This is a genomic window from Pseudoalteromonas arctica (assembly GCF_012927645.1).
Taxonomy (GTDB): domain Bacteria; phylum Pseudomonadota; class Gammaproteobacteria; order Enterobacterales; family Alteromonadaceae; genus Pseudoalteromonas; species Pseudoalteromonas arctica_A.
On the sequence record NZ_JABBMT010000013.1, the window covers coordinates 31,571 to 49,557 of the forward strand.

Consider the following 17,987-nt stretch of genomic DNA (forward strand, 5'->3'; position numbering starts at 1 on the left):
TCTTAAAAGGGACTATAAATAGCTATCTTGGTGAATACGGACAAATAACTTTGTGCCTATTTTACTATAATCGACCTTATACTCACGACCATCCAGCGCCTGAATAAACAGCAAGCGTTTCTCTTCACCAAATACATCAGCACTACCTATGTAAACCATATCAAGGTAGCGCTCTTTAGCTTCGCGACGATTTTTTGGTAGCTCTTCTTTAAATGGCTCTAAACCATGTGGAGTTACCTTTATTTTTGGGTGCACTTCAGAATTCACGATCACTAAATCGAGTTTTTTATCTTTATGGATTATGGTATTTCGGCCACTTTTTATAAAAGATCTATCTTGACTCATCGCTTCATCCTACTAACTAACGCCTATTTTCAGGCGTTTTACTCTCTAATTGAGATTCTATAAATACGACTGGGTTATTCCGCCATGCATTTAAGCTATGACTAAAATCCCAAATACTTCTGTCTAATACACTTGCGGGTAACAGTAAATCATATCCTGTTAATTGCCGTAGATGCCGCATCCTATTGGCAAACATGGCTATCAAGCCATTAAAACTGCGACCATTCACTGAAGTGTAATAATTATCCTCAATTAACCATTCTGATGGGCAATTGCCATTTTTGCAATGTTTTTGAACCACTTGCATAAATAAATGCCGTTGTTCGATCAATAATTTACCAGCAATTCTTGGTGCTAATTGCAATAAAAATTCATCCGTGTCATTAAGTTTAATACCTACTGCATTTAACTCAAGTTGTTCAAGCTGTTGTTCTACTTTAGGGATCCCACTGTGGTGGATGTTTGCAGATCTAATACACCAGCAGCCATATTTGTGCTGATAAGTAAGTTCTTGTTCTGTAATAACTAAACTGTAATATGGCTCTTGAGTTTTTAAAAAACCAATAAAAATAGCAGCCAAACACAAACTCACTAAAAAAGTTTCGAAAATGCTAATTTCGTCGGGCCGCAGTAAATTAAATAACATAATGAATATAAGCCCCACCGCACCAACAGTGAGAATTTCAATGCCATTGCGTGCACCTTGCGCACGCAATTTTAAAACCGCATTTTTGCGTTTAACCATAACGATAAAAAATAATATAAAAAACGTACATGATTATAGTCCTAATAATCAATTTTCGTATTTTCATACAGCGCGGACATTTAGTTGCTAACTTCATAACTCTCTCATATACAAGCACAGAACAGGAACAAACAAAAAATAACTAACTTTTACGCTTAACCGACAGATTTATGAGATACGCAGCCGCCAATTCACGCTGTAATTTTGTACACTAGAGGCAATTAATTTTCCGGTATTTTTAACAATGTATGCAAAGCAATCTGGCAAAGCGCTATTTCCATTTATTATTACTCTACTTCTGGGGCTATGTGTTTATCTTTATCTACCCAACAGCCAAGGTGAACAATCTGACTTCACACCAACTGCTACCCAAGTAACCGCTCACACTGTAGCAAGTGAAGAAAATGCTATTCTCATTGAGGCTATCGGCAGTGCCCGCGCTAATCAAGCAATTTATATAAAAAGCGCACAAAATGATTATGTAACTGACATTTATTTTAAAGACGGTGATTTAGTCAGTAAAGGTCAAAAGCTCGTACAATTGCAATCGCAGCAAGAAGAACTCACGGTTAAAGAACTCGCAATTAACTTACGCGAAGAAAAACGCCAACTTGAACGCTTAACGGAGCTTTCTCGCTCTCAAGCAACTGCAAAATCATTACTCGAAGAGCAACTTTCTCGCGTTGATGCGACCGAAGCGCAGTTTGAAAACGCCAAAACTAAATTGGCTGAAATGACTATTTTTTCGCCTTTTTCAGGTATTTTAGGTAAGCGTCAAATCTCGGTAGGTGCTTATGTAAATAACAGCACAATTATTACCAGTTTAGATGACATAAGTATAATTAAAGTCGATTTCAAAGTCCCTGAGAAGTACCTTGCGCAACTAAAGGTTGGCATGAAAGTAATGACCCAAAATGATGCTTACCCTGAAAAAACTTTTACCGGTAAAGTAACTCACGTAAGTGCACGAATTGATTCAATTACTCGCAGTGTTGAAGTAACCGCAAGTTTTGCCAATAAAAGTGGCTTATTACGCCCTGGTATGCTGCTTAATACAGCTCTGCAACTGAGCTCTAATCAAGCGATGATGGTGCCAGAGAAAGCGGTGATCCCACAACAAGATAAACATTATGTTTTTCAAATTGAAGACGGTATAGCCACCAAGGTAGAGGTTCATGTTACAGGCCGTCACAATGGCTGGGTTGCCATCGATGAAGGTATTAGTAATGGGCAACAAATCGTTACTGAAGGAATTATTAAAATTCGCTCAGGCAGCCAAGTTACTGTGAAGGGGTAAATTGTGAAAATTACTGATACCAGTGTCAAACGCCCCGTTTTTGCAATTGTAATTAACCTACTGTTACTAACCTTTGGTTTAGTGGCATTTTCGATGTTACCGCTGCGCGAATACCCTGATATTGAATCGCCAATAGTTAGTGTGAGCACTGAATATACGGGTGCGTCAGCAGAGATCATTGAAACCAAAATAACCCAAGTGCTGGAAAACCGTATATCGGGTATTGAAGGTATTAAAAGTATTAATTCATCCAGTCGAAATGGCCGCTCTTATATTATTATTGAGTTTAATATTAGCCGAGATATTGATGCCGCATCAAACGATGTCCGTGAACGTGTAGCGCGTGCACTTGATAGTTTACCTGAACAAGTACGCCCTCCTGAAGTTTCAAAATCGAATAGCGATGAAAGTCCAATCGCATGGTTTTTACTTAATAGCGACACGATGGATTCATTGCAACTATCTGATTATGCACAGCGCTTTATTGTTGATCGTTTAGCCGTGGTAGATGGCGTTTCCAATGTACGTGTTGGTGGCGAACGTAAATATGCCATGAAAATTTGGCTCAACCGTCAAGCAATGGCAGCGCGAGGTATTACCAGTAGTGACATAGAAAACACCCTACGTACAGAAAATGTTGAGCTGCCTGCAGGTGAAATTGAATCTATCGACCGTGACTTTACAGTACGAACAGCGCGTAGTTATAAAGAGCAGCGTGACTTTAAAAACTTGGTAATTAAACGTGGTGATGATGGTTACCTAGTTCGTCTTGGTGAGGTGGCGGATGTAAACTTAGAAGCCGCTGACGATGAAAGCTTATTCCGTGGTAATGGTCGCAACATGGTTGGCCTTGGTATTGTTAAACAAGCTAAAGCTAATACACTTACCGTAGTCGATAATGCCCGTGCGGAACTTGAAAAAATCAAACGTAACCTACCAGAAGGCACTACTATTCAAGACAGTTACGACTCGTCAATATTTATTAAAGAATCAATTAACGAGGTTTACAGTACCTTGGCTATTTCAATGGCTTTGGTGGTATTAATTATCTTTTTATTTTTAGGGAACATCCGCGCGACCTTGATCCCAGCAGTCACAGTACCTGTTGCGTTAGTCGGTAGCTTTATGTTCTTACTAGCGATGGGTTATTCAATTAACTTATTGACACTACTCGCATTAGTGTTAGCAATTGGTTTAGTCGTTGATGATGCCATTGTAATGCTAGAGAACATTCACCGCCGTATCGAACTGGGCGAGCCTGCGCTACTTGCCGCCTATCGTGGTGCCCGCGAGGTTGGCTTTGCTATAATTGCCACCACCTTAGTACTGATCTCGGTGTTTGTTCCCTTGGTATTTATGGATGGCCGTATCGGCGCATTATTTACCGAGTTTGCGATGGCCGTCAGCGCTGCGGTATTCTTCTCAAGTATTACCGCATTGACACTCTCGCCAGCGTTGTGTTCATTAGTACTTAAACCATCCTCAAAAGAGAGTAAATTCAGCCAATGGATGGACCGTCTTTTTAGTAAGATTGAACAAAGCTATAAAAACTCTTTACGCTCAAATATGACTCGTTCAGGTGGTTTAACGATCTCCCTACTGCTGGCTGGCTTTGTTAGTTATTTATTGTTCCAACAAATTCCTTCAGAACTTACGCCAAAAGAAGACCGTGGTACTTTCTTTATCATGATGAGTGGCCCTGAAGGCGCAAGTTATGAAAATAACGCCGCTAACATGGCAAAAATTGAAGAACGTTTAATGCCTTATTCCCAAGCGGGCGAACTAAGTCGAGTACTGGTACGCGTACCTGGCTGGGGTGGCAGCGGCGGTGTGGCAATTGTTGGTATGGCAGACTGGGATGAACGTAAACGTTCAACTTGGGAAGTAATGGATGAGATCAGCGCAAAAATGACTGAAGTCACCGATGTGCGCGCTTTTGCCATTATGCGCCGTGGTATTGGTGGCAGTGGCTCATCACGACCCATTGAGTTTGTCCTGCAAGGTAATGATTATGCACAATTAGCTGATTGGCGAGACCGGATCATTGAACGTGCAGAGAAAAACCCAGGGCTGGTACGTATTGACCATGACTACAAAGAAACCTTCCCGCAGTTTTTGATCAGTATTGATAAAAACAAAGCTGCGGATTTAGGGATTTCAGTTTCGGATGTTGGCCGCACCCTTGAAACCATGTTAGGCCAACGCCGTGTTACCACCTTTATTGACCGTGGTGAAGAATACGATGTGATATTAAAAGGCACCAAAGCTGACTTTGCGGCTCCTACTGATATATCAAATATTTACTTAAAATCACGCAGTGATGAACTGGTTCCTCTTGATAGCTTGATAAGCTTGAAAGAAGAAGCCACTGCATCAAGGCTAAATCGTTATAACCGAATGCGTGCTATTACTCTGAGCGCTAACCTTGCCGATGGTTACACCCTTGAAGAAGCGCTTAACTTTTTAAATAAAGTAGCAATGGAAGAAAACGATATTGATGGCGCCATTGATTATAAAGGTGAATCGCAATTATATTATGAAGGTGCCTCAGCAATGACGTATGTTTTCATTCTAGCGCTTACCGTTACCTTCTTAGTGTTAGCCGCTCAATTTGAAAGCTTTATGCACCCTTTTGTGATCATGCTCACTGTGCCACTGGGTTTGATGGGTGCAATGTTTGGTTTATGGGTTGCAGGACTAACCATAAACATTTATAGCCAAATAGGCATTGTAATGCTGATTGGTCTCAGTGCTAAGAACGGTATATTGATTGTCGAATTTACCAATCAATTGCGCGATAAAGGCGTAGAGTTTAGTGAAGCTATTTTACAAGCAGCAACCCAAAGGTTGCGACCAATTATTATGACTTCTTTGACCACGGTAATGAGCGCGGTGCCATTAGTGCTAGCCTCAGGCCCGGGTGCAGAGAGCCGCATGGTAATTGGCGTAGTGGTGTTTACTGGCGTTATTGTCGCAACCATACTTACGCTATTTGTTGTTCCTGCGGCGTACTATGCACTGGCTCGCAACACGCAATCACCTGAGTTTTTACAACAAAAGCTTAACCAACAAGAAGCGGAAAAACCACTTAAAGAGCTTTAATCTACTTATAGCGTTGCTGCATTAAGCTGCAACGCTGTTCCTCTTTCTTCATTCTAGCCCACGAAATAAAACACCGTCTTAGCCGTTCTTCTGCTAGGCTAGAACATTGGCGTAATTTAACGTTTTTAGGAGTATATATGAGCACAGCAATTGAAACTGCAACCTTTGGTGGTGGCTGTTTTTGGTGTATCGATGCCGCGTTTAGGCGTGTGAAAGGCGTTTTACAAGTAAGCTCTGGCTATACTGGGGGCGAAACAGCTGAGCCTACGTATAAACAGATTTGCACGGGATTGAGCGGTCATGCTGAAGTCGTACAGATTGAATTTGATAGCACTGTAGTAAGCTATGAAACCTTATTAGCGATGTTTTTTACCCTGCATGATGCCACTCAGCTAAACCGCCAAGGTAATGATATAGGCACCCAATATCGCAGTGTGATTTATTATCATGATAACGAGCAGCAAGCGCAAACTAATCAATATATTGCAAAATTACAAAGCCAAATACGCGAAGATATCGTCACTGAAGTTAGCCCTGCAACCACTTACTACCCAGCAGAGCAGTATCACCAAGACTACTACAACGAGAACCCTGAGCAACGCTATTGCAGTTTATTGATAGCACCAAAGCTGAAAAAGTTTGAAAAAAACTATAAACAGTTTTTAGTAAACTAAGCAAACTGCTAAATAAGCATTTTCATCTCAATATAAAAAAGCCCGACACGCAAAGGTGTCGGGCTTTTTTATTTAAGCTAGAACGGGATCAGAACTGGTAGCTGGCACCAACAAAGAAACGACGATCAGCTGTATTATAGTAAAACACTTCGCCAGTTGCATAATCCATACTTGAGTCAACCGCGTTGTATTGCTTATCAAATAAGTTTTCAACACGAGCAGAAAATGAAAGCGCACTGTTAAATTGATAATTTGCAGTTAAGTTCCATAACGTATAAGAACTAAGCTCTGTTACTTTACCTTGACGATCGCTGCGGTACTGCATATCAAAACCGGCATCAAAATCGCCCCACTTTTTCGCAACAGACCAGTTTACAGTGCGTGGTGAAACATAAGTTTGTGCTGCCCCCGTTTCAGTATTTTCTGCATTTAAATAAGTAAAATTAAACTGATTATCAAAACCAAGTACTGTATTGGCAAAGCTAAACTCAACACCTTCATGACGTGCTTCGTTGATATTTTCTGGCCGCCAATTACCGGCTGCATTAGGTGCCCATGCAATTAGGTTTTCAATATCATTTCTAAAAATAGATATATCAACACTCACTTGTGCAAAATCAAGACTCAGGCCTAGCTCTTGATTTACCGATGTTTCTGGGACTAAGTCTGGGTTACCTGACATTGGATAATATAGATCATTAAATGTTGGCGCTTTAAAGCCCGAACTTTGACTTAGTCTAAATATTGCATTTTCATGTAAATGATAGCCAATCGCGGCTGTATAAGTTGTCTCATCGCCAAAATCCTGGTCGTCATCATAACGAACTGCTAAATTAGCTAAAAATTGCTCATCATCATAGTAACCACCAATGTATCCTGCATACACCTCACGACTTTTTTCAGTATAATCACCTGACGTTCCTGATATATCATCTTTATACCAGTTTAAACCACCATTAATATCGAACTCTTCATTAACTAAATACAGGGCATTGTAGTCAATTTGAGAGCGCTTTGTGTCAAATATATTTACAACCGTGGCTCCAGTAAAATCTATGCGCGCATTATCTGAGCCATCTCTTGATAGCGCTATATCGACGGAATGTTGCTGGTCAGTAAATGATTTATCCCACCCAAATCCTAACTGATAATTTTCAAAATCACTATTTTCAACAGTACTATCGACAGGTGAGAAAGCATTGTCATATTGAGCATAACCTTCACTGTATTGTCCTTTCGCGGTTAATTCCCCTAACAGTTCATCGACATATTGAATGTTAAAGCCAATATTTTTGTTTTCATAACCATCATCATCTGGCGCTACGCCTTGTAACACATCAAAGCCATCCGTTTTTTCAAAACCAGCATTAACAGACGCTGTAACAGTATCCACTACCGCTGTACCAGCAACTTGATAATTTTGATAAGCATCAGATCCAAATGTTGCTTCAAGCGTTAATGCCTGCTCTTTACGTGTAATAATATTAATCACACCAGCAAGCGCATCAGAACCATATACAGCCGCACGCGAGCCTTTAATAATTTCAATGCGCTCTATTGAATTTAGAGGAATATTACTAATTGATTTATAACCAAGGGTTGCAGAGCCCGTACGTACGCCATCAACCAAAATAAGTGTATGTCGCGAGCTTGAACCGCGAAGTGACACGCCTGAATTTTGCCCAAAGCCACCATTGGAATTTATTTGAAAACCAACTTGGGTTGCTAACAAGCTTGGTAAATCACGGGCATTACTGGTTTCAATATCACTGCGCTCAACAACAGCAACACTGGCAAGTACATCAGTAATTGATTGTTCAAATTTATTAGCGGTTACCGTAAGGCGTTCAATTGATTGCTCTGCGGACACAGAAAAAGATAACGCAGCGGTAATTGCTACGCCTAGAGTAGATTTGTTTAACATGATATCCCCTGACCCGCGCCCACCGCACAAGTAATAGTAAGTTGACTTCAAGGCCGGTCTCCGGACTTAACATAACTCGCTAATAAATTTAGCTAAAAGTATGTATCACCGTTGCGGGGGCAGTGTTGGACTTCGTTTATATCCTATAAACGCCACCAACTTCCCGATTATCTTGCTGTACCTATCAACAACCTGAAAAGTAACTACAAGCACCTTGAAAATAGGCCGCTATTGTGATTATTTTAAGCACAAAAGTCAACGGACGGCTATACATCTAAATACTCTAGGTTCTAGGAATAATCATAAGTTCTAAACTAAAAAAGCCAAACTACATTACTGCAATTTGGCTTTTTCTAGCACCTAAAAACCTAGCTCCTAGCTTGCTAATCTCTAAAGTTTTTAAATTGAAATGGCTGGCCTAAATCAGCACTGCGTACTACTTGCATGGCTTCTTGTAGGTCATCACGTTTTTTGCCCGTTACACGTACTTCTTCGCCTTGGATCGCGGCTTGTACTTTTACTTTAGAGTCTTTTATGGCTTTAACTACTTTTTTAGCCATATCTTTTTCGATACCTTGCTTTAGCGCAACATTACGAAATACATTTTTACCCGCACGGCTAATATCTTGCAGCTCTAAACTTGCTACGTCCATACCGCGTTTTGATATTTTGCTCGCTAAAATATCAAACAACTGCATAACCTGTGAATCAGCTTCTGCTTTTAGTTTAATGGTTTTATCATTAAGCTCTATTGACGCATCAACGCCTCTAAAATCAAAGCGAGTTTCCAGCTCACGGTTGGCGTTATCAACAGCATTTTTTGCTTCGTTCATTTCGACTTCCGAAACAATGTCAAATGAAGGCATAAATCTCTCCTAGCAAGATATTTTTAATTCAAATTTATATTGTCGATAATTATACTATATAAATTTTATAAATCTTTACACTTTTCTATGCTTTGTTCAGCTGCGATACGAAGTTTGTTTGATATACTGCAGCTCTATTTTTAAACGATTTAGGATTTTTCGTGACTCGGCGTGTTTATCAAACCCTATTTTTAATCAGTATTCTGGTGTTTACCTTTTTGTTTGCCCGCGATTTTAGAGGCGTTGGGGTATCGTCACTGCCTCATCTAGATAAGTTAGTACATTTTATTATTTTCTTTGTTCTGGCAGCCGTCATGGTCAGAGCGTTCAAGCTACCTATTTTCGTTCACCTCGTGTTATTAGCATTTTATGGCGTTGCTATTGAGCTAATGCAAAGCACGATCCCTTATCGTAGCGCCTCTGTTGCTGATGTTGTTGCTGACTTTTCTGGAGCTGCTAGTTTCTTTTTGTTGTTCGGTATTTATTCTCGTTTTAAAAAGAATCAAAATGGCTAGTATATTCGTTGTTGGCGATGGTGCCATTGGGCTACTCTATAGCCATTATTTGAGTCAACAGCACAGGGTTACCCTACTTACCAAGCATGCTATTGACGAACCTCGATTTTATCAACAAGCTAAAGCGCCAAAACAAACAATTAATTGCCAACTAACAAACCTGACTCAATTATCCGAGTGCGGCAGAATTGATGTTATTATTTTTACTGTCAAAGCATATCAAGTCGCTACCGCATTTGGGCAACTAAAACCTTTTTTAAGCGCTCAATGCCAATTGATTTTATCTCACAATGGCATGGGTAATGTAGATGAAATAAATAACGAACTTACAAAACAACAAGGACTATATTTTTTAACAACACGTTTAGCGGGCTACAAAGATACACCTTTTAGTGTGTTGCATACTGGTATCGGGAGCAGCATTTTAGGTGATTGTAACCAGCAAGCAAAAACACAACTCGCTGAAGTTAAAAATCTACTAAACGCTATTCCTGAATTAACAACCACAAATAACATACAGCAACTACGCTTTGAAAAATTACTCGTTAATATTGCCATTAACCCACTCAGTGCGCTGCACAATGTAAAAAATGGCTCTCTGACTGCACCACAGTTTAGTGGCATAATTTTAAATATCTTAAATGAAGCGTGTACCGTAGCAAATAAATTAGGTATTAATGTGCGACTTGCTGAAGCATTGGCGAACGCCTATCAAGTGATGAGTGATACAAAAAAGAATTACTCATCAATGCATCAAGATATCGCCCATAATCGCATCACAGAAATTGACGCGATGTGCGGTTATATTTGCCAAAAAGGCAATCAATTCGGTATTAATACCCCTCACAATCAATATTTACTCGATGCTATCAGAGATAAAAAAAGCGCGATCTAACTCGCGCTTGTTATTAGTATCCATCAAACTTACGGGCGATAAACCTTAACATTGGCAAAGCCATTTTCATGTAAAATAAGCGCCTGTAGCTGACTCATTACACCTTTAGTACAATATAAGTAGTAGTCTTTGTCTTGCGGTAGGTCTGCAAATTTGCTCGCTAAGCGGAAAAACGGCAAATGCACAACTTCTATTCCATCAATTTCAAGCGGTGTTGCGTCTTCTTCTTCCGGCGAACGAATATCTACAACCACAGCATCAGCAGGTAAATCAGCAACTGACTCGGCCTCTTTTAGCTCATGTTTAGCTTCAACGTCAATGTCACGAATATCCATAATACGTGCATTTTCAATAACAGTATTGAGCACATCAAAATCAAACTTTTGCTCTTCAGCTTCTACTACGGCAATTTTAGCTTTAACCGTAGGCTTTTTAGAGATCACACCACAGTATTCAGGCATAGTTTCGGCCATTTCTGCGGTGCCGATTTTACGAGCGATGTTTATAATTTCTTGTTTGTCGTGTTGGATCAACGGGCGTAAAATAAGTGTTTCGGTAACACGGTCAATCACATTTAAGTTTGCTAATGTTTGACTTGAAACTTGGCCTAGACTCTCACCGGTAACAAGTGCTTGAATCCCCATCTTTTCAGCTATTTGGCTACCTGCACGCATCATCATACGCTTGAGAATCACACCCATTTGACTGTTTTCAACATTTTCTAAAATTTCGGCAACAACGGGGTCAAAGTCAACACTGATAAATTTAACTTTATGGGTTGAGCTAAACCGCTTCCAAATGTAATAGCTGGCTTGTTTAACACCAATCTCGTGCGCCGCACCGCCTAAATTGAAGAACAAAAAGTGCGTACGAGCGCCTTTGCGGATCATTTGATAACTCGCAACGCCCGAGTCAAATCCACCTGACATTAACGACAAGACATCTTCTTGCGTTGGTAATGGGAAACCAGCCATACCATGATGAGTGTGCGTTACTACATAAGCTTTATCATCTTTAATTTCAAGACGAATAGTTACTTCAGGGTTTTTTAGTCTTACGCTCGCGCCATCGACGTGCTGATTTAAACCACCACCCACATAACGTTCTACATCGGTGGAGGTGAAATCATGCTTACCTTGGCGCTTACAACGCACACAGAATGTTTTGCCCACGACGGTGTGACCAACCATATCTAACGCTTTTTCGTAAATATCGTGCAGGTTTTCGTAGTTAGTTTCGGTCACTTCAATAAACTGCACAATACCAGGGATCCGTTGTAAGCCATCGATAAAATCAAGGCGCATTTGTGCGTCATCTGATTTAGTTACAACGGATATATTGTCCCAGTTATTTTGTACTTGTACTTTTTCGTCAAGCTTGCGTAACACAATTTTAATGTTGTTTTCTAACAACTTAGTAAAGCGTTTACGCACAGAGCGGCTTTTAATGGCTATTTCAGGATGAAGTTTGACGATAAATTTAAGCATAGTTTACTCGTTAGAATATTTAGGATTCACGCACCCACGTGTTGGGCGCGCGATTATAACAAAAAATCTAACGTCTAGGAAATAAACAACCGCTGCGTTTAATTAAACAGGCTCTGCTTGTGCCGCTAATTTACTGTATTTTTCGCGTAACAAGTTAATTCTTGGGATACTTTGCTCGGTACCAAATGCTTTAAAAAGCGCTAACACTTTTAAAATACCATTATAAATATCTTGCTGCATTAACTCACCGCTTAACCGTCTGGCTTTAATGTAAGGAGTCCAAAAACTGACGGTGATTTTTAGCACATGAGCAAGTTCAACGGTATCTTCATCATCAATTGCGATCATCCCACCTTCACGCAGGCCAATCACAATTTCGCGCACTTGACTTAACAAAGCCTCTTGAAACTCAATATAATCTTTTTTCAGTACGTCGTCGCGAGATAAAATGTCACCCAAATTGTCATAGAAAAAATGAAAACGCCACATCAACTCAAACAAAGCATCAAGATACCCAGTTAAGTGTGTTAGTGCTTCATCCTGCTTTTCCATTGGCACAAACTGAGTGTGTAAATGCTTACTGTATAATGCAAAAATATGGCGAATAATGTCTTCTTTATTTTTAAAGTGATAATAAAGATTACCGGGACTGATGCCCATATGAGAAGCGATATGGTTGGTTGTGACCGCACGCTCGCCATGTTGGTTAAATAGCATTATGCTGGTTGTAATTATTTTATCCTTGGTACTCATATCCTGCTACTCTGATTATTTTTATTAGAGTAAATGCCCATAATTCACTCAGTATTATTAGCCGCGCAGTATATACAAATATAATCCAATAAAATACCACCTTGAAAATTTCTAATTCATAATTCGTAGTTATTGTTTCTTATTGAAATAAACTCATTTACAAATGAAAATATGCAGTCGCAATTTGCAGGCTGATCTGGAGCACAAAGACTGTTAATATAACCCTCAAAATAACACTAAGATGATATTTATGAAAGTCACTGCAATTTATCCTGGCACCTTTGATCCATTAACCAATGGACACACAGATCTGATCCAGCGGGCAGCTAAAATGTTTGATACTGTCATTGTTGCAGTTGCTCACAATCCTAGTAAAAAACCCTGCTTTAGCCTGGATGAGCGGGTAGCAATTGCCAATAGTTTACTCACTCATTTAGATAACGTCAGTGTTATTGGCTTTTCTGGATTACTAGCTGATTTAGCACGCGATCATAGTGCGAATGTGCTAATCCGCGGTATTCGTGCGGTGTCTGACTTTGATTATGAGTTTCAGCTTGCCAATATGAATCGTCGTTTAAATCCTGATTTAGAGAGTGTTTTTTTAACCCCAGCTGAAAAGAACTCATTTATCTCTTCAACCCTCGTTAAAGAAGTCGCGCGTCATAAAGGCGATGTCAGTGAGTTTGTACACCCTATTGTAGTAAAAGCATTACAGGAAAAGTTACACGGATGAAGTTAAATATCTATTTGAGCACCCTTGTTGTGATTGCCACACCCGCGTTTGCATCACCTTGGATTGAAAGTGACGACCCTTTATTACGAGCCTCAATTGAGATGCTCTTTAACCAAGGTGTGATTAAACAACCGATCAATAGCTACCCCTTGATGTGGCAAGGTATTGCCAGAGATTTAAATACAATTGAAAGCAGCAGTTTATCAACACAAAGTCAATTTGCTTATCAACACGTAAAACATGCCTTACAGAACGCCAAACAAGGCAGTAGCTCTGGTGTGAGGCTTAACTACAATAGTGAGCCGACTTTGCAACAAAGCTTTGGCAAACGCGATCAACAAAAAAGTGGCATTAATAGCTATGGCTCTATCACTGGCGACCGTGTTAGCGCCAAAGTAAGTGTTAATTACGTTGATCAGGCACTTGATGATAAACACATAAACTATCATGGCAGCTACTTAGCAGTATTAATGGGCAATTGGTCTGTTAGCGCCGAACAAGTAAGCCATTGGTGGGGGCCTGGTAACGACAATGCGTTACTACTGTCGAATAATGCCGCGCCAATGAAAGGGCTAAGAATTAACCGTGCTAACACCCAATATGTCGGCCCAAGTTGGTTATCATTCATTGGCAACTGGCAGTTAACAGGTATTTACGCAAAACAAAAGCTAAGTTTAAACACTAGCGAGAGTGGCAATTATTGGGCTATGCGTTTTGCCAGCACCCCATTACCAGGTCTTGAGGTTGCATTTAGTACCGCAGGCTCTGATTACTTAACCAATACAGAAGTAAATCCTAATACGCTGGAAGTAATAACAAATAAGCAACGCTTAACAAGCTTAGATGCTAAGTACTCAACCACGATAGCAGAGCAACCGATTGCATTTTACACCGAGATAATGGGAAAAAATGACAGTGGCTTAGCGCCAAGCGATGCTTTTTATACAATTGGTATTGAGAGTTTTTTTGGCGGCCAAGAGCAATTACTAAAAACCTATTTTGAATATTCAAATACCCAGCAAGATTGTACAGCTCAACTTAGTTGTAACGAGGCTAATGAAGCATTTACTAATTATGCCCAAGCCTATAATCATAAAGATCGATTAATTGGCTCTGCGATGCCACAGCAAAGTAAATCAGCAGTATTAGGTGCGCATTACCATACTATGAACGGTTATGGCGGCTATGCGAAGTTACGTTGGTTTGAAACTGACATCACCGACTTGACCCAAGTCACTGCAACGTTTGACCGCTTACAATTAGAGCTTGGTTATCAGCAGGCTATTTTTAGTGGTTTATGGAAGATCAGCGGCTCTGTGTATAAAGACAAATTTGCTAACGAATCAGATACCAACAGCGCATTAAAAACCAGCTGGGAATACCGCTTTTAAGTTTTCGAAACAGGGGCCTGATGTTTATTTAGGCCTTTGATTATTCGACCCTTTTGTAATAATTTGTTTAAGTCTAAAAAATCTTTATTTATAGCTAAGGCTGTTATCATCACATCGCATATAGTGACACCAAAAGAATAAAGTGTCCAAAGCCACCAAGGCTCAGAACTTGATCGCACATAGATATCGCAATAAACAGGAAACGGACTAATCTTTTGATATCTGATCAACAATCCAATACATGCAAGAGTGAGCAAATCGTATATAAACCAGTTTAATTAAATACACCGATGTAAGGACCAACTACATCATTTATAAACATAAGCTAAATGGAGTGTTTTATATGATCCGTTTTAAATAATGCTTTAATTGCATTTTTAAGCCTAATTAAACCTAAAATGTCACGATCGACAATCAAGGCCACTATCATTGTAAAATCAAGAAAATAAACACCAAAAGAATATATATCCCACAACACCCACGGAGTAGTATTTTCTGAGATTCGTAAATCATAATACATTGAAAATGACAAAACTGTATTAAAACTTAAAACAGAAATGACATAGAAGAATGCTGGGGACTTGGCATTATTTCTTACCAAGTAGGCGCTAATAATTATTAGTCCTATTGCTACGATATCGTAAATAGCCCAATTGAGATAAATATTAGAGTTATCAAACCACGTAAATAGATGATCACTTATAAAATAAGACATAAAAACAATAAAAGATGAGATCAACAGAACATTGTTTCTTTTTAAGTCTGCTATCCATAAAAAGATATTGAAAAACAAACCCATCATCAAGCCCCAAACAACTAATGCTGACAACGAAAGTCCGAAATGTTCTGTTAAATACATCTATAACTCATTGCTATTTTTTTGGGCGCTTATCTGGATCTAATACAATGATCCCACCACGTTGAATTTCAGCTTCGCCTTTTGATGCTAGCAAAGCTTCATTAGATATAGACACTGTATCAGACTGCAGGGTTTTATTACTAGCGCTTTGTTCAAGTGCTGGCTTTGATTGTTGCATGTTATTATATGCTTGCATTTGTAATTGGTTGTTAGCTGTAACTTGCATAAGATTAATCCTTTCAATAAATGTTGAATAAATGACTTATTAAATAAGCCACTGTTTTTAACGCTCTAATACTGCTTGGCGCTTTTTAAGATAAACCCAAATTGAGTCATCGTACACTTTATAGGTAAGCAATTACCGATCCAATATTTTAGCAAGCGATCTTTTTTGATCTTTTATTTGCTACAACATACCCAATACAACAGATCATACCAGATAAGATGAGATATAAAAAAACGCACAGGGGTAACCGTACGTCTTTTACATCCAGGGATTTTAAGCCACGTTTTTACACGGGATCTCCGCACTATTACTTAGCTTTAAAATAAATTCCATTGCGACTTCATCGCAATTATCTTTACGTAAACACAGTTCACAATCTTTCATTACTTTTTCCGGTAAGCTGTCTTTAGTACAGAATGTAAAACCTTGTTTTTCAAAGAAATCAGGTACTCGCGTCAAAACAATGATGCGATTGAGTGCCAATTTCTTAGCTTTAACTAATAAATGTTCAACTAACTGACGACCTTGCCCAGTAATACCGGTTTCAGGATCTACCCCTAACGAACGAATTTCAGCAAGGCCAGTATCATAAATATACAGTGATGCGCAGCCCGCAACTTCTCCAGCAACTTCAGTAACCGCAAACTCATTGATTGAATGCACCATGTCACTTTTAGCACGCGGTAAATTTTCGCCTACCGTAGCCCAGTGCTGGATCAATTTAGCAATTGACTCGACATCGTCAAGATTAGCGTCACGAACTGTTATTTGCTGTTTTTTTTTGGCATCTTTAACTGCAACTGTAACTTGCTCTAAAGATGTACCACCGAGTGCTTGGCGCGCTTTTATACATGCGTCTATTTCTAATACAGCATATACATCTTGCTCAAAAATACTATGCACTGACTTAAATTGTTCTAAACTTAAATCTTCTAAGTTATTCCCTTGTGCGATAGCCATTTGTACCAATACACCCACAATATGATGGCCTTCTCTAAAAGGAATCCCTTTGGCGACTAAATAGTCAGCAAGCTCTGTAGCGTTTGAGTGCCCGCCTTTTGCAGCGGCTAACGTACGCTCCCCATTTACTTTTATACCTTTGATGCAGGCTTGTGCCATATGAATGCACGCAAGCCATGTAGGCATAGCATCAAATAAGCCTTCTTTGTCTTCTTGCATATCTTTGTTATACGCAAGTGGTAATGCTTTTAACGTCATCATCATGGCACTAAAGGCACCAAATACACGGCCTGTTTTACCGCGAATAAGCTCTAGCGCATCGGGGTTTTTCTTTTGTGGCATCAATGATGAGCCTGAAGTAACATTATCAGCCAACTCTATAAACTCGGCTTCACCCGAGTTGTAGAAGATCAAATCTTCTGACATACGCGATAAATGGATCATAGAAATTGACGCACAGCTTAATAGCTCAACAACAAAGTCCCGGTCTGATACGGCATCTAAACTATTTTTTGTCGCAGCGGTAAAACCTAGCCCCACGGCAAGTGCTTGCCGATCAATTGGGTACGCCGTACCGGCAAGTGCGCCACTGCCTAATGGGCAAAAATTCATACGGGCTTTAGCATCTGCTAAACGGCTTTCATCACGTTCGATCATTTCCACGTAGGCCATACACCAATGACTAAACAACAATGGTTGAGCACGCTGTAAATGGGTATAACCCGGTAAAATAGTACCCAGCTCACGTTCAGCCAACGCAATAAATTCACCTTTTAACTGACCAAGCGCTGCAAGTATGTGATCTGCGGTATCACGACACCATAAACGAAAATCAGTGGCAACTTGGTCGTTGCGGCTACGTCCGGTGTGAAGCTTTTTAGCTAAATCGCCTACTTTTTCGATTAAAGCAGCTTCAACATGAGAGTGGATATCTTCAGCACCCGATGTTGCCACCGCTTGTGGATCCGCTTTTACTTCGTCGAGTAATTCATTTAATGCCGCTACTAGCGATTGATGCTCGCTATTACTTAGTACATCAACTTGCTTTAGGGCACCAGCCCAGGCAACAGAGCCGACAATGTCTTGCTCTGCTAGTTGATAATCAAAGGGAAGTGAGTCGTTAAATTGTTTAAACGCCTCATCTGGACCCGTAGAAAAACGTCCGCCCCATAATGCCATGAAATATCTCCAAACCCTTGAAATTACCCCGTTTTA

At 39.8% G+C, this 17,987-nt stretch carries 16 protein-coding genes and 1 riboswitch; of the genes, 7 read left to right on the top strand and 9 right to left on the bottom strand.

From position 1 onward, the window contains the following. Positions 1 to 12 precede the first annotated feature (12 nt). Positions 13 to 345: a hypothetical protein gene (locus tag HHO47_RS09985; RefSeq protein ID WP_169020178.1), complete on the bottom strand. Its 333-nt coding sequence runs from the start codon at positions 343 to 345 to the stop codon at positions 13 to 15. A 16-nt stretch (positions 346 to 361) separates the two neighbouring features. Then, positions 362 to 1,090, bottom strand: coding sequence for a DUF2982 domain-containing protein (locus HHO47_RS09990; protein WP_169020179.1), 729 nt, complete (start codon positions 1,088 to 1,090; stop codon positions 362 to 364). Positions 1,091 to 1,334: 244 nt separating this feature from the next. Here HHO47_RS09990 and HHO47_RS09995 point away from each other — a divergent pair, with 244 nt between their 5' ends. The 3 genes from HHO47_RS09995 (at position 1,335) to msrA (ending at position 6,163) form a co-directional block, all read left to right on the top strand. Then, the gene (locus HHO47_RS09995) at positions 1,335 to 2,387 is read left to right on the top strand and encodes an efflux RND transporter periplasmic adaptor subunit (protein WP_169020180.1); all 1,053 of its coding nucleotides are present in this window, start codon (positions 1,335 to 1,337) and stop codon (positions 2,385 to 2,387) included. A gap of 3 nt (positions 2,388 to 2,390) precedes the next feature. Then, positions 2,391 to 5,489, top strand: a complete 3,099-nt coding sequence (locus tag HHO47_RS10000; protein ID WP_169020181.1) for an efflux RND transporter permease subunit — start codon at positions 2,391 to 2,393, stop codon at positions 5,487 to 5,489. Between the two features lie 137 nt (positions 5,490 to 5,626). Then, the gene (msrA, locus tag HHO47_RS10005; protein WP_169020182.1) at positions 5,627 to 6,163 is read left to right on the top strand and encodes a peptide-methionine (S)-S-oxide reductase MsrA; all 537 of its coding nucleotides are present in this window, start codon (positions 5,627 to 5,629) and stop codon (positions 6,161 to 6,163) included. 88 nt (positions 6,164 to 6,251) lie between these two features. On the opposite strand, the gene HHO47_RS10010 is transcribed toward msrA, so the two are convergent. Beyond that, on the bottom strand, positions 6,252 to 8,087 hold the full coding sequence (locus HHO47_RS10010; protein ID WP_169020183.1) for a TonB-dependent receptor domain-containing protein: 1,836 nt from the start codon (positions 8,085 to 8,087) through the stop codon (positions 6,252 to 6,254). A 34-nt stretch (positions 8,088 to 8,121) separates the two neighbouring features. Then, a riboswitch (cobalamin riboswitch) is annotated at positions 8,122 to 8,298 on the bottom strand. A 172-nt stretch (positions 8,299 to 8,470) separates the two neighbouring features. Next, complete coding sequence (locus HHO47_RS10015; protein ID WP_064667966.1) at positions 8,471 to 8,953, bottom strand: YajQ family cyclic di-GMP-binding protein; 483 nt, start codon at positions 8,951 to 8,953, stop codon at positions 8,471 to 8,473. A 161-nt stretch (positions 8,954 to 9,114) separates the two neighbouring features. Here HHO47_RS10015 and HHO47_RS10020 point away from each other — a divergent pair, with 161 nt between their 5' ends. Next, on the top strand, positions 9,115 to 9,468 hold the full coding sequence (locus tag HHO47_RS10020) for a VanZ family protein (protein ID WP_169020184.1): 354 nt from the start codon (positions 9,115 to 9,117) through the stop codon (positions 9,466 to 9,468). Then, complete coding sequence (locus tag HHO47_RS10025) at positions 9,461 to 10,363, top strand: ketopantoate reductase family protein (protein ID WP_169020185.1); 903 nt, start codon at positions 9,461 to 9,463, stop codon at positions 10,361 to 10,363. The genes HHO47_RS10020 and HHO47_RS10025 overlap by 8 nt, the downstream gene beginning before the upstream one ends. A gap of 29 nt (positions 10,364 to 10,392) precedes the next feature. Here HHO47_RS10025 and thiI read toward each other — a convergent pair whose 3' ends face one another. Then, the gene (thiI, locus tag HHO47_RS10030; RefSeq protein WP_169020186.1) at positions 10,393 to 11,850 is read right to left on the bottom strand and encodes a tRNA uracil 4-sulfurtransferase ThiI; all 1,458 of its coding nucleotides are present in this window, start codon (positions 11,848 to 11,850) and stop codon (positions 10,393 to 10,395) included. Between the two features lie 102 nt (positions 11,851 to 11,952). Continuing rightward, a complete protein-coding gene (locus tag HHO47_RS10035; RefSeq protein WP_169020187.1) occupies positions 11,953 to 12,603 on the bottom strand; it encodes a TetR/AcrR family transcriptional regulator in 651 nt (216 codons plus the stop codon). Positions 12,604 to 12,853: 250 nt separating this feature from the next. Here HHO47_RS10035 and coaD point away from each other — a divergent pair, with 250 nt between their 5' ends. Together coaD and HHO47_RS10045 are read left to right on the top strand one after the other, a co-directional pair. After that, on the top strand, positions 12,854 to 13,336 hold the full coding sequence (coaD, locus tag HHO47_RS10040) for a pantetheine-phosphate adenylyltransferase (RefSeq protein WP_145235133.1): 483 nt from the start codon (positions 12,854 to 12,856) through the stop codon (positions 13,334 to 13,336). Further along, the gene (locus tag HHO47_RS10045) at positions 13,333 to 14,727 is read left to right on the top strand and encodes a capsule assembly Wzi family protein (RefSeq protein ID WP_169020188.1); all 1,395 of its coding nucleotides are present in this window, start codon (positions 13,333 to 13,335) and stop codon (positions 14,725 to 14,727) included. The genes coaD and HHO47_RS10045 overlap by 4 nt, the downstream gene beginning before the upstream one ends. 325 nt (positions 14,728 to 15,052) lie before the next feature. Here HHO47_RS10045 and HHO47_RS10050 read toward each other — a convergent pair whose 3' ends face one another. From HHO47_RS10050 to argH, 3 genes are all read right to left on the bottom strand, one after another. Continuing rightward, entirely contained in the window at positions 15,053 to 15,586 is a 534-nt protein-coding gene (locus HHO47_RS10050; RefSeq protein ID WP_169020189.1) for a hypothetical protein, read from the bottom strand. A gap of 13 nt (positions 15,587 to 15,599) precedes the next feature. Next, on the bottom strand, positions 15,600 to 15,812 hold the full coding sequence (locus tag HHO47_RS10055; protein ID WP_169020190.1) for a hypothetical protein: 213 nt from the start codon (positions 15,810 to 15,812) through the stop codon (positions 15,600 to 15,602). Positions 15,813 to 16,085: 273 nt separating this feature from the next. After that, the gene (gene argH / locus HHO47_RS10060; protein ID WP_169020191.1) at positions 16,086 to 17,951 is read right to left on the bottom strand and encodes an argininosuccinate lyase; all 1,866 of its coding nucleotides are present in this window, start codon (positions 17,949 to 17,951) and stop codon (positions 16,086 to 16,088) included. Positions 17,952 to 17,987: the final 36 nt, after the last annotated feature.